Genomic DNA, 13,743 nt, shown 5'->3' on the forward strand with positions numbered 1-13,743 from the left:
CTTTAATGGGTTTATTAACTTAAGCCTAACACGGAACGACAAAACTTGAAAACAAAAGGATCACCCGCTTATGCCAACGGATGATCCTTTTTGGTCATTATTCTTCTGGTAACCCATTATTTTTAATCACTGATTGGTACCAATAAAAACTATCTTTTTTAATACGTCGTAAATCTTTTAACTCATGGTCTTCACGATTGACGTAAATAAAACCGTAGCGTTTTTTGAATCCTTGATGAGAACTTAAAATATCCATGACCGACCAAGGGCAATAGCCAAACAACTCAACACCGTCAGAAATAGCCGCATGACAAGCAGCAATATGGTCATGCAAATACGCAATTCGATAGTCATCATGAACTTTTCCGTCCTCTGTTAGGTGATCTGGTGTGCCTAAGCCGTTTTCTGTAATGATTAACGGTAAACGGTATTGACGATAATAATCATTTAAAACTAAACGTAGACCAGTTGGATCAATTTGGGCACCATACTTAGAGGTTTTTAAATGTTGATTTTTTTCGATTTTAAAATAACCGTATAGATCAAAATCAATGTCCTTTTCTTTCGTACCCAATGGGTGTTGCTCATCTGTCGGTAAATAGCTAGCAACTAACGTCCGATAATAATTAAGGGCGATAAAATCTGGTTTAGCGGCTTTCAGAATTGCTTGATCTTCTGGCTGTGTTTCGGGATAAATGCCGCATTTGGTTAAATACTCTTGATAGTAACCAGGGTATTCGCCAAAACAATACATTTCTAGAGCATAATTTGTTTTAAAGTTATCATTCATACGAGCTGCCCAAACATCCTCAGGTTTATTGGAACTAGGATAAGTCATCGTTGAGGAAACAGAGGGACCGACTTTTCCCCCAGCGACCAATTGGTGACAATCATTCGTCGCTAGCGCATGGGCAACAAACATATGGTAATCCATTTGTGCACGAATTTTTTCAGTATTTTCTGGTGCAACATCGTACATATTCATTCGTTCATCGACACGAATCATTAAGTTTTGTTCGTTCGTAACTTGCCAATTTTTGACTCGATCACCAAACGCTTGATAACAGACTTGCGCATAGCGTTGAAATGCGGAAACGCAGCGACGATCCGCCCAACCATTGTATTTTTCCACCAACGCAAAAGGTAAATCAAAATGATAAAGTGTGACAAACGGCAAAATATCGTTTTCTAAAAGTGTATCAATGACGGCATTATAAAAATCGATGCCGGCTTGATTGATTTCGCCATCACCTGTTGGAATGATTCGTGCCCATGAAAGAGAAAAACGATAGGTTTTTAAGCCTAATTCTTTCATTAACGCAATGTCCTCTTTGAAATGATGGTAAAAATCGCTGGCGACTTTCGTATCTGCTTGAACAGCTGACTTTTTAAAAGAATTATAATCAGCTACTGTTAGGCCTTTGCCGTCCTCATTCCAAGCGCCCTCAATTTGAAAAGCGGAGGAAGAAGCGCCCCATAAAAAATCGTTCTTAAATTGTTTAACCATTAGTTTTGCTCCTTTACTTGCATGAAAAATAAATTTGTTTGTGGTGTAATCTCTGTTTGTTTGGTTGTCTCAATTATAGCCATTTCCGCAGTATTTGTTACGATGACTAAGACGGTTGGATCATAACCAGCAGCTTGGATGATTTGTTTATCAAAAGAGAGCAGTTTCTGTCCTAGTCTGACCCTTTCTCCTACTTTTACGAACGTTTCAAATCCCCGTCCTTTTAATTCGACGGTATTGATTCCAATGTGAAGGAGGATTTCAGCACCATTGTCTAACTTTAAGCCAATTGCATGATGAGTTGGATATAAAACCGTCACTTGCCCATTTCCTGGTGAAACAATTTGTTCCTCTGTCGGATAAATAGCTAGCGTTTTTCCCATTTGTTGAGAAGCAAAGACTTCATCGTTGATTTGGTCTAAAGATACGAGTTGTCCTTGAACAGGTGCTTGAATCCGTTGTTTTTCTTTGACGGTCGTTGCCTCGGTCTTTAAGCTGGGTTCTTGACGTGACTCGTCAATCGGTAAATCATTAAAGCCTAGAAAAATCGTTAATAGAAATGCACCAAAAAAAGCAATGCCACAACCTAATAAATAACAAATAAAGGCTTTGGTTCCTGCTTCTGCGTAAACTGGGATGGTCAAGAGTCCTTGGTTAGCGAAGGCTGTCCCGTAGGAACCGCCCCAGCCCATTAAGGCCCCACCTGCTGCTCCGCTAGCCACCGCATAAATCATCGGTTTTTTTAACCGCAAGTTTGCACCATAAATGGCTGGTTCTGTGATACCAAATAATGCAGTCACTGTTGCAGAGGCAGCAACAGCTTTCAAGTCTTTATTTTTTGTGCGGACAAACACGCCAAATGCGGCGCCCGCTTGAGAAAAGTTCGCTGCACCAGCAAACGCTAGCAAATTTTGCCGTCCTGTTCGAGCGACATCATTAATCCCAATTGGCACAAGTCCGCGGTGAGCCCCAAAAATGACTAAGACACACCAAATTCCGCCGATAAAACCGCCTAACAAGATGGGACTAAAATTCATTATATAATAATACAACCAATTCACGCCGTCACCTAAATAAATCCCTATCGGTCCAAATAATAATAAAGTGGCTGGAATCATTAAAAGTAATGATAGCGTAGGAACCATAATAATTTTTAGAACTTCTGGAATAACTTTTTCCAAAAAGCGTTGCACATAAGCTAAAATAAAAATTGCAAGAATAATTGGAATTACCGTGGAAACATAATTGGCTTTGGTCACATGTAATCCAAACAAGGTAACCGCTGATTTTTCAGTCATTAATGAAACGATGGTTGGATAACATAAGGTGGCACCAATTACCATGGCGATATATTCGTTTGTTTTGAAAACCTTAGCAGCTGAATAACCTAAAATAACTGGCATAAAATAAAAAAGTGCATCGGAAGCGGCGCTTAAAATAATATACGTATTCAAAGGTTTTAAATCGACCTGGTAAAAATTGTTTGCGACCATCACAGCGATGGCTATAATTCCTTTTAACATGCCTGAAGCGGCAATTGCTGGTACGACAGGTGTGAAAATCGCGGCAACAGTATTTAAAATTCGATTGCCTAATGAATTTTTTTCTTTTGTGGATGTTTTGGTCGTAAGTTGCTGAGCCAACAAAGGTTCTAGAGCATTATAGACATGCGCGACTTTATTGCCTAAAACCACTTGATACTGCCCGCCACTTTCAACAACAGAAATGACACCTTCTGTTTGTAGTAAGGCTTCTTTGTTCGCTTGTTTCGTATCTTTCAATACGAAACGCAATCGTGTATAACAATGTGTGACATCCACGATATTGTCTTTGCCACCTACGTCTTTCAAAATTTCTTTTGCTATTGCTTGGTAGTCCATGATGACCACTCCTTATCTATAAAATAACAGCTCAATAAAAAAGACCAAATCACACATGCACGTTTCAGCAAACACACTCAATATTTGCTCGTCGTGAATGTCCCTTTGATCTGATCTACGTAATAACTATGTTTCTCACGATAGAATAGCTGATTGAATTTATTTTTAATTTACCATTATTTAGAGGGATTATCAATGAATTAGGTAGACCACCTCAGTGTTTTGTTACTAAAATCAGCAGTGAAAATAGTAGTTTACTACATTCACTGCTGATTTATTTGATTACAAGACTGGGGACAACAAGCGTGAAAAGTTTTGCTTGAAGCGTAGCCAGTACCCTTGTTTTTTAATTATCTCGTCGGTTAGTAAGACACTTTTTTCTATATCTTCTTCAAAGACTTGCGCTAACATCCACGCAATGTCGGGATTGTAAATAAACGTACTTACCTCAAAATTCAATGAATAACTGCGAATATCTTGGTTTGTTGTCCCAACCATAGCTAATTCATCATCAATCACCATTGTTTTTGCATGAATAAACCCACTATCATAAATATAAATTTTAATGCCGCGTTTGTGTAAGTAATTCGCGTAATATTGTGTTGCGCGGTAAATAAAGGGATGGTCAGGCATACAAGGAATCATAATTCGCACGTCGACACCTGAACGAACCGCCACTAACAACGCATTAATCATACTATCGTCAGGGATTAAATACGGTGTTTGAATCCAGACACTCTTTTCTGCAGAAAAAATCATCCGAACAAACCCGCTTTTCAAAATTTCTTCTTCTGAATCAGGACCATCTGAAACAACTTGTAAGGACAAATGCTCCACTTCATGATCTTCTGGTAATTTAAAATATTTTTCATGATACGTCATACGTTCTTCAGGATATTTGACTGAAGCATTCCAATCCATGATAAATATCTCTTGTAATGAAAATACGGCCGTCCCGACCAAACGAATATGGGTATCTCGCCAGTAACCAAATTTTTCGGTGACATTCAAATATTGATCCCCAACATTGAACCCGCCGGTCCAGCCAATTTTCCCATCGATGACAACAATTTTTCGATGCAAGTGATAATTTAGACGTGTTTTACGGATCATATCGCGAGAAGTAATAAAGGGAGCTACTTTTCCTCCAGCGTCAACATAACGAGCAAAAAACTTTTTATTTGCACCGGGTGAACCCCAAGGATCGTAAATTAAGTAAACTTCCACGCCTTCATGCAACTTTTCGATTAATACATCTAAAAATTGATTGCCAATTGTGTCATTAAAAAACGCATAATACTCCACATGAACGGTTTCTTTCGCTGCACGAATATCTTCAAATAATGCTTGGAATTTTTCTTGGCCATCTGTAAATAATTGCAAACTATTTCTTTTGGCCAACGGTGATGCGTCCATATTCCGGAAATAACGATTTAAAACTTTCGCATCATAAAGTAAATCATAACGTTTATCGCGCCCTGCTTTTTTGTTATCAACGTCCACTTTTTCTTTAATTCGTTGAACCATTTGTTTTTCATCATCAGACAATTTAAAAACTTCTTGTCCATCGATACCTCGCCCACAGAATAAGTAAATAATAAAGCCGATACCAGGCAAGAAAATCAACGTCATCATCCATGCTAAAACGCTGGAAATACTACGAGGTTTTCTAAAAACAGTAATTAAGGCAGCAATAACGTTAATTACTAATAAAAATAACAAAATCCAAACAAAAATTTTCATCGCTTACCTCCTTCTTACTTCATACTAAGATTATATCAAATAACAGTTAAATTAGGCGAATAATATGAGCGAGTATTCAAAAAAGAATTCATTTCTATAAGTGTTTCGCCTTTGATTCTCAGTTTTTCTGTACTATAATGAGGGCTGGATGTAAAGATTTTGAAAAGAGGTACTTATTTTATGGTCGTTGATTTGAAAATGTTAGCTATGATTTTTATCATTAATTTTGCGTATATTACCTTAAATACTATTCGTTTTATGTTAACGATGAAAGGTTATCGGGTTATTGCACCGCTGGTTAGTATGGGTGAAATAACAATTTATGTCTTAGGGCTAAGTATGGTTCTGAATCGTTTAGACAATCCTTTAAATTTACTTGTTTATGCGCTTGGTTACGCTGTTGGCATTAGTGTAGGAATTAAAATCGAAGACTATTTGGCCTTGGGTTATATTATGGTATCGGTTATCCTCCCTTCTACTACTGAACAATTTCATTTACCAGAAACACTTCGTGAACACGGCTATGGTGTTACACAAAGTGTTGCCTACGGACGCGAAGGAGAACGAATGGTTTTAGAAATTCTTTCCCCAAGAAAAAACGAACGTACATTGTACAAATTAATCAATCAATTAGAGCCGAGAGCATTTATCATTTCCTATGAGCCTAAGTTCATTTCTGGTGGGTTTTGGACGAAAAAAGTTCGCAAAAGAAATGACGCCATTTCTCACTAAGAAGCGGCGTCATTTCTTGTTATTGATTTTTTAGTTTACATAATATAATTATCGTAACTTTAATTTATTCTAAGATAACTTAAAGAGTTCGTACCTAGTTGCTCAATCAATTGTTGCATAAAAACTAAGCGTTCGATGGCCGATCGGTTAGCAATTTTTTCATAATAAAATGCTAGAATATCCGACTGTGCTTCTAAAGGCTCGGCTTGTTCCGTTGCTACTGGTAAAAGGAGTTTTAAGTGGTCCTGGTCAATCGCAATCACTTGGGTCAAGTGCAAACTTTCTTGAAAAATATTAGGCACAGTACTGACTTTGCGGCCTCGCAGAGCTTGTTTAATGACTCTTCTCGCTTGTGAAAGATAGTATTCAGGATTTACGTCCCCTAGCAAGTCATATAAAGCGCTGAAGGCTTCTGGCAAGGGTTGCTCTTTGCCCAAGTAATCAAAATAACGAGGCATTGTTGGAACCTCTGTCTTTTCTTTTTCAAGCGTAATCATAGATAGTTGTGCCGAGGCCAATCTTTGTTTTTGATAAAATGAGGGGCCACCGCTCACGCCAAAAAAATAGTATTCCTCTTCTGGAAACACTTGTGGCCAAAAAGATTCAGCTAGCCAAAATAATTGCTCTGTTACAGTTCCTTGAAACTTAGGAAGTTCGTCTTCAGCCAAAGTCAAACTCGCAACTTCAGCTGCCGTATAAATAGGAAAATTCAAACGATATTGACGATTTTCCCGAATGATTAACTGACAATCAATCACTTCTGATAAAAATTGTTCTAACTTGGCTTCTGTTGCAAAGGCCGCTTTTAATTGTCTTAAAATGATTCTTTCTTCCCGATGTTCATACATAAAAGTAACAAGAGGGAAAAAAAGTGATTGGTTGAGCAAATGATTGTATTGTTTCGTTTGTTGCGGAGAATGATAGTAAATTGCTAAATCATTCATGTTAACGCCCCTTTACTATTGAAGCGCCTAAGCAACAAGGAATTTATCGCGTTGCTTAGGCGCTTACGGTTTTAGTTAAAGACTTCTGTTAATTGTGGTACTACTTGTTTTTTACGAGAAACAACGCCTGGTAAGAACGCACGATTGTTAACTAATGTTACATTGAACGCTGCTTCAATTTTGGCTTGTTCCGCACCAATCGCTAATAATTCAGAATCACTGTCTAGGATATTCGTAATAATTAAGACAAACAAGTCATAATTATTGGCTGCATTTTCTGCGGCCATAGCTGCTTCTAATTCAGCTTGACGATCTAAAACTTCTGCTAAATCGACGGTATTTACTTGAGCAACGCGAACTGTTTTGCCATTCATTGGGAAGCTCTTAGCATCTAAATCTAAAAGGACTTCAGCTGATTTATCGCTTAAATTTGTTCCTGCTTTTAATAAGTCAAGACCATAGCCTTCTAAATTAATTTCAGCAATATCAGCTAGGGCGTGCGCTGCATCGATGTCTTCTTGTGTGCAAGTTGGTGATTTAAATAATAATGTATCAGAAATAATCGCTGAGACCATCATACCAGCAATTTGAGCTGGAATTGTCACGTTATTTTCTTTAAACATTTTATAGATGATTGTACTGGTACACCCTACTGGTTCTGCACGATAATACAATGGATCTGCTGTTTCGAAGTTGGCAATCCGGTGATGATCCACTACTGCTAAAATGTTTACTTCAGCGATATCTGAAATGCTTTGTTGGAATTCGTTATGATCCACTAACATGACTTGGTTTGTTTCGCTAGCTGCTTCAGTGACAACACGTGGTGCTTCAATATTGAAGTAATCTAAGGCATATTGAGTTTCTTCACTTGGTGTTCCTAAAGCGACAGCTTCTGTCTCTTTTCCTAATTCTTTTTGTAAGTAAGCAAAACTAATTGCTGCTCCGATAGCATCTGTATCAGGATTTTGGTGTCCAAAAACTAAAATTTTTGACATAATACACACTCCTTGGTTTTGATTCACTCTTAATGATAACAAAAAATAGAAAAGAAACAACAAAAAAATTGTCTTCTTTTCTATTTTTTCGTTTGTTAACGTGCTAGATAACCTTGATAGTCCTCGACATGTAGTAGTTTTTTCGCATTTTCAACACGATCATTTTTAGGAGGTTCAATTCCTTCTAATGGATAAGGAATACCTAGTTCTTCCCATTTGTACTTGCCCATCGTATGGTAAGGAAGCACTTCAACTTTATCTACATTGTTTAATGTTTTTATGAAGGCATCCAGACGGATTAAATATTCGTCGTAATCACTACGTTGAGGCACCAATACGTGGCGAATCCAAACAGGTTTGTCAATTTCAGATAAATAGGTAGCCATCTCTAAAATATTATCATTTGATTGCGTTGTTAACAGTTTATGCTGCTCGTTATCAATATGTTTGATGTCGAATAAGAGTAAATCTGTGTACTTCATCAATTCATCAAATTGACTAATGAAGGGTTCTTCCCGAGTAAAAGGCTTGCCACACGTATCTAAGGTTGTATGAATGCCTTGTGCTTTGGCTTTTTTAAATAAATCGATTAAAAAGTCCATTTGCAATAGCGGCTCACCACCACTGACAGTGATACCACCCTTTTCGCCCCAATAAGAGCGAAAACGTAATGCTTCCTCTAATACTTCGTCAGTCGTCACCACACGACCACCGGAACCAATTTTCCAAGTATCTGGATTATGACAGAATTGACATCTCATGCGACACCCTTGTGTAAATACGATAAAACGGACACCTGGGCCATCAACGGTACCAAAATTTTCTGTTGAATGAATTCTACCTGTAACTGGTGTTGTCATAATGATCCCTCTTCTTTCAAACGAAAAGGATGACACGTTAAATGTCACCCTTTCAGTTAAATAATGTAAATGTTTTTTATAGTCTGTCGTGTGAAGTTCTTGAAATAACGTCTGCTTGTTGTTCAGGAGTTAAGTCACGGAATTTCACGGCATATCCAGATACACGGATAGTTAAGTTTGGATATTTTTCTGGATGTGCTTGTGCATCTAATAATAATTCGTTTGTAAATACGTTTACGTTTAAGTGGTAACCACCTTTATCGAAGTAGCCATCTAATACGTTACGTAAGTTGTTAATTCTTGTGTCGTCGTCTTTACCTAAACCATTAGGGTTGATGGTTTGTGTATTAGAAATACCATCTAAAGCGATTGTATATTCTAAACGAGCTGTTGAGTTTAATGAAGCTAACAAGCCATTTTTCTCACCTAAGAATTTACCGTCTTGATAACTTGGGTTCGCACCTGGTGCAAGAGGTTTGCCGGCACGACGTCCGTCAGGCGTGTTCCCTGTTGCTTTACCATAAACAACGTTTGAAGTGATTGTTAATAATGAAGTCGTTGGTTTAGAGTTACGGTATGTGTGTTGACGTTTAATTTGTGTCATAAAGTAATCTAAAATCCAGTTAGCCATTGCATCGGCTTCTTCGTTATCGTTTCCGTATGTTGGGAATTCTTTTGTTGGTACATAATCAATTGCCATACCATCTTCGTCACGGATTACTTCTACTTCACCGTGTTTAATTGCCATGATACTATCAGTCGCATGAGAGATTCCGGCAATACCAGTTGCGAATGTCCGTTGTAAATCAGTATCCATTAAAGCTAATTGTGGTGCTTCATATGCATATTTATCATGCATGTAATGAATAATGTTTAATGTGTTAACGTACAATTCAGCTAACCAGTCTAAGATGTCTTTATAGCGTTCCATGAATTCGTGGTAATCTAATTTGTCACCAGTCATTGGACGATATTTTGGTGCTACTTGCATTTTAGTTTTTTCGTCGACCCCGCCGTTAATTGCATAAAGAACAGCTTTCGCTAAGTTCGCACGAGCGCCGAAGAATTGCATATCTTTACCCATAACTGTTGCAGAAACACAACATGCGATTGCACAGTCGTCAGAACCCCAGTTTTCACGTAATAAGTCATCGTTTTCAAATTGGATAGATGAGCTTTCTTTCGCGATTTTAGCTGCATATGTTCTGAAGCCTTCTGGTAAGTGAGAAGAATACAATACAGTTAAGTTCGGTTCTGGAGATGGTCCCATGTTTGTTAAGGTGTGTAAGATACGGAAGTCATTTTTGGTAACTAATGAACGACCGTCAATACCCATACCAGCAATAGATAATGTTGCCCAAATTGGATAACCAGAGAATAATTGGTTGTATTCTGGTGTCCGTGCAAATTTAACCATACGTAATTTCATGATTAAATGGTCAATCATTTCTTGTGCTTCGAATTCAGTGATTAAACCAGCTTCTAAGTCACGTTGGATATAGATATCTAAGAATGCTGAGATACGACCAATTGACATTGCCGCACCATTTTGAGATTTAATGGCACCTAGGTAACCAAAGTATAACCATTGGATTGCTTCTTGCGCATTTGCAGCAGGACGAGAAATATCGAAACCATAAGAAGCAGCCATTTGTTTTAAGTCATTTAACGCACGGTATTGTTCAGAAATTTCTTCACGTAAGCGAATAACATCGTCTGTCATTTCTTTGTTACCAGTGTTATCATGATCTTTTTTCTTTTGTTCCATTAAGTAGTCGATACCGTATAATGCGATACGACGATAGTCACCGATAATACGGCCACGGCCATAAGCATCTGGAAGACCAGTAATGATTTTGTTTTTACGTGCTAAACGCATTTCAGCTGTGTAGGCATCAAAAACACCTTGGTTATGTGTTTTTCTGTATTCTGTGAAGATTTTTGTCATTTCTTCGTCAGTTTCATAACCATTTGAAACTAAGGCATTGTTCGCCATTTTAATACCACCGAATGGCATAAATGCTTGTTTTAATGGTACATCTGTTTGTAAACCGACAATTTTTTCTTCTTCTTTGATTAAGTAACCAGGTTCATGTGACGTAATAGTTGCTGGGATATCGCTATCCATGTCATAAACGCCATTTTTTTCATGTTGGATTTCAAATAATTCTTGTAGTTTTGTCCATAATTTGTCAGTGCTCGGAGCGATTGGTTCTAAGAAACTGTCGTCGCCTTTGTACTCTGTGTAGTTGTTTTGAATAAAATCACGAGTGTCAACGCTTGTTCTCCATTTGTCGCCTTTAAAGCCTTCCCATTGTTTCATGAAGTGTTTGCCTCCTTAGTTAACTGCTACTTGATTGTATGTAACAGCTTTATGTGATTAGTATAACACATAACCTTTTAGATGCAAGCGTTTTTTTATTATTTATTGCACTTTCTTAATAAATAAATGGGGATCAAAGATTCTAAATGCTGATATATAAACATTTATACTTGTGAAAATAAGAACGATTTATAGTTGTTATCACTTGTGAAAAATGTACTTCTGTATTAAAAACAGCAGCCATCTGTATTAATACAGATGGCTGCTGTGGAGATATTTATAACACAGTTTAGTTTGTTTGTTCTTCTTCAATCACTGCAGAATGCATCTCGTGGACTTCCATTACTTGGCCATCTTTTTGTTCATCGATGACAAAGGAACCGTTGGATGTTCGTTCACTGATTGGATAATTTTTCGACTGAATAACTTCTTGTGTGCCTTTTTGCGTAGTGACTAATAAATCTAAATCGGTGCTTTCAGACATAAAGACAACACGATGTGGATTTTTCTTCAATTCTCGTAAGACCATTAATCCACGTTTTGCTCGTCCTAATTGTGTTAATTCTTGGGCTAACATGCGTTTAACACCGCCACGTTGGGTAACAATGACAATCGGTGTATCCCCTTCAGAATGAACCAGTAAACCATTAACGACATAATCGTCTTCTTTGAGGTTCATTGATTTAACTCCAGCCGCTTTACTACCCACGACTGGTACTTCATATAATGGATAACGTAAGCCAAAACCGCGATTGCTAACGAGGAAAACATCCAATAAGTCTTGATCATTTGTTAAATAAACATTGGTAATTTCATCTTGGTCTGATTTTAATTTCATACAAGATGTCGGGCGGCTCTTATACGTGCGCCAAGGCTCAAAATCAGCCATTTTGGTTTGTTTAATCATGCCAGCTTTTGTAATGAAAACAAAGGTTTTTGTCGGACTTAACTCTTTATAAGGATATACAGCAATAATCGATTCATCGATAGCAAGATTTAAAATGGTTTGAGAAATATGTTCGCCAATTTCTTTCCAGCGTAAATCTGGCAACTCATGGACGGGGCGATAGATCATATTCCCTTTATTTGTTACTAGTAAAAGATGATCTAATGTATTGACTTCGCCAGCATATAGTAAAAAGTCGCCTTCTTTCATGCCGATTTCTTCTGGTTTTGATGCTGTATAAGAACGAATACTACTCCGCTTGATATAGCCTTCGTGCGTCACGGTTACGACCACGTCTTCCTGCGCAACTAACACAGCTGTTTCAATCTTGATTTCTTGGATTTCCTCTTCAATTTGAGTTAAGCGCGGATTGCCATATTGCTTTTTAACTTCGCGAAGTTCTTTTTTCATGACTGAGAATAGTTCTTTTTCATTGTTTAAAATGTTCAATAGCTCAGCAATTTGTTGTTCCAAAGTTTTCGCTTCTTCTTGTAAATCAGTAATATCTGTATTGGTTAAACGGTATAGCTGTAAAGTGACGATTGCTTCTGCTTGTTCTTCAGTAAACGCGTAGTCGGATACTAAGTTCTTCTTCGCATCTTTTTTATCTTTACTGCCACGGATTGTTGCAATCACTTTATCTAAGATAGACAATGCTTTAATTAAACCAGCAACAATGTGCTCACGTTTGCGAGCTTTGTCCAACTCAAATTGACAACGGTTAATGATAACTGATTTGCGGTGCGTAATGTAACTTTCTAAAATCCGTTTTAGGCCCACTTGTTGCGGGGTCATGTTGTCGATGGCTACCATGTTAAAGTTGTAATTGATTTGTAATTCAGTATTTTTAAACAGATAATTTAAAATACCTTCTGCATTGACATCTTTTTTTAGTTCAACAACAATTTGCAAGCCAGTTCGGTCACTTTCGTCACGAACTTCGGCAATGCCGTCTACTTTTTTATTTAAACGGATTTCATCCATCTTCTTCACTAGCGTTGCTTTATTGACTTCGTAAGGAATTTCAGAAATAACAATTTGTTGTTTGCCGCCTTTTAAAGGCTCAATCTTTGTCTTCGCACGTAAAATTACTTTACCACGGCCGGTTTCGTAGGCTTTTTTAATTTCTGCTTTTCCTTGTAGAATCCCACCTGTTGGGAAATCTGGTCCTGGAATGTATTCCATTAATTTCTCTAAACTTGCATTAGGATGATCAATTAAATACACAGTTCCATCAATGATTTCCGCTAAATTATGCGTAGGAATTTCTGTTGCATAGCCTGCTGAAATTCCCGTTGAGCCGTTTACCAATAAATTAGGATATTTGGCTGGTAAAACAGTGGGTTCTTTTTCTGTATCGTCAAAATTCCAGACGAAATCGACGGTATTTTTGTCGATATCTTTTAACAACTCACCACTTAACTGTGATAAACGAGCTTCTGTATAACGCATCGCCGCTGGTGGGTCGCCATCCATACTTCCGTTGTTTCCGTGCATTTCAATTAGTACTTCCCGTAATTTCCAGTCTTGACTTAGACGGACCATCGCTTCATAAATACTACTGTCGCCATGGGGATGATAATTCCCCATAATGTTTCCGACAGATTTTGCTGATTTACGAAAGCCTTTATCAAAGGTATTGCCGTCTTTATTCATTGAAAAGAGAATGCGGCGTTGTACTGGTTTTAGCCCATCTCGAATATCTGGTAGGGCCCGTTCTTGAATGATGTATTTGGAATATCTTCCAAAACGATCGCCCATTACTTCTTCAAGGGTTAATTCTTGAACTTCTTGGCGTTTTTCCAAAATT

9 protein-coding genes are annotated in these 13,743 nt (G+C 37.7%); 1 reads left to right on the top strand and 8 read right to left on the bottom strand.

What is annotated here, in order from left to right; translation table 11 throughout:
• Positions 1 to 97: 97 nt before the first annotated feature.
• From IGJ90_RS07010 to cls, 3 genes are all read right to left on the bottom strand, one after another.
• Positions 98 to 1,507 (bottom strand): glycoside hydrolase family 1 protein, encoded by a 1,410-nt coding sequence (locus IGJ90_RS07010; RefSeq protein WP_010775848.1) that lies wholly within the window; start codon positions 1,505 to 1,507, stop codon positions 98 to 100.
• Positions 1,507 to 3,387, bottom strand: a complete 1,881-nt coding sequence (locus IGJ90_RS07015; RefSeq protein ID WP_438767859.1) for a beta-glucoside-specific PTS transporter subunit IIABC — start codon at positions 3,385 to 3,387, stop codon at positions 1,507 to 1,509. The genes IGJ90_RS07010 and IGJ90_RS07015 overlap by 1 nt, the downstream gene beginning before the upstream one ends.
• A gap of 282 nt (positions 3,388 to 3,669) precedes the next feature.
• Positions 3,670 to 5,130, bottom strand: coding sequence for a cardiolipin synthase (gene cls / locus IGJ90_RS07020; RefSeq protein ID WP_002371124.1), 1,461 nt, complete (start codon positions 5,128 to 5,130; stop codon positions 3,670 to 3,672).
• A 180-nt stretch (positions 5,131 to 5,310) separates the two neighbouring features.
• Here cls and IGJ90_RS07025 point away from each other — a divergent pair, with 180 nt between their 5' ends.
• Positions 5,311 to 5,862, top strand: a complete 552-nt coding sequence (locus IGJ90_RS07025) for a DUF2179 domain-containing protein (protein WP_174121024.1) — start codon at positions 5,311 to 5,313, stop codon at positions 5,860 to 5,862.
• A 59-nt stretch (positions 5,863 to 5,921) separates the two neighbouring features.
• Here the strand turns inward: IGJ90_RS07025 and IGJ90_RS07030 are convergent, their stop codons facing one another.
• The 5 genes from IGJ90_RS07030 to parC all read right to left on the bottom strand — a co-directional run bounded on the left by IGJ90_RS07030 (position 5,922) and on the right by parC (position 13,739).
• Positions 5,922 to 6,806: a DUF1803 domain-containing protein gene (locus IGJ90_RS07030; RefSeq protein ID WP_438767861.1), complete on the bottom strand. Its 885-nt coding sequence runs from the start codon at positions 6,804 to 6,806 to the stop codon at positions 5,922 to 5,924.
• 71 nt (positions 6,807 to 6,877) lie between these two features.
• Complete coding sequence (locus tag IGJ90_RS07035; protein WP_002360265.1) at positions 6,878 to 7,804, bottom strand: manganese-dependent inorganic pyrophosphatase; 927 nt, start codon at positions 7,802 to 7,804, stop codon at positions 6,878 to 6,880.
• A gap of 95 nt (positions 7,805 to 7,899) precedes the next feature.
• Positions 7,900 to 8,664 carry a pyruvate formate-lyase-activating protein gene (gene pflA, locus IGJ90_RS07040; protein WP_002357530.1) on the bottom strand — a complete coding sequence of 255 codons (765 nt, stop codon included), beginning with the start codon at positions 8,662 to 8,664 and terminating at the stop codon, positions 7,900 to 7,902.
• 76 nt (positions 8,665 to 8,740) lie between these two features.
• Positions 8,741 to 10,987: a formate C-acetyltransferase gene (gene pflB, locus IGJ90_RS07045; protein ID WP_002357529.1), complete on the bottom strand. Its 2,247-nt coding sequence runs from the start codon at positions 10,985 to 10,987 to the stop codon at positions 8,741 to 8,743.
• Positions 10,988 to 11,276: 289 nt separating this feature from the next.
• The gene (gene parC, locus IGJ90_RS07050) at positions 11,277 to 13,739 is read right to left on the bottom strand and encodes a DNA topoisomerase IV subunit A (RefSeq protein ID WP_002357527.1); all 2,463 of its coding nucleotides are present in this window, start codon (positions 13,737 to 13,739) and stop codon (positions 11,277 to 11,279) included.
• Positions 13,740 to 13,743: the final 4 nt, after the last annotated feature.

It is taken from the genome of Enterococcus sp. AZ129 (assembly GCF_051714505.1).
GTDB classification, from domain to species: Bacteria; Bacillota; Bacilli; order Lactobacillales; family Enterococcaceae; genus Enterococcus; species Enterococcus faecalis.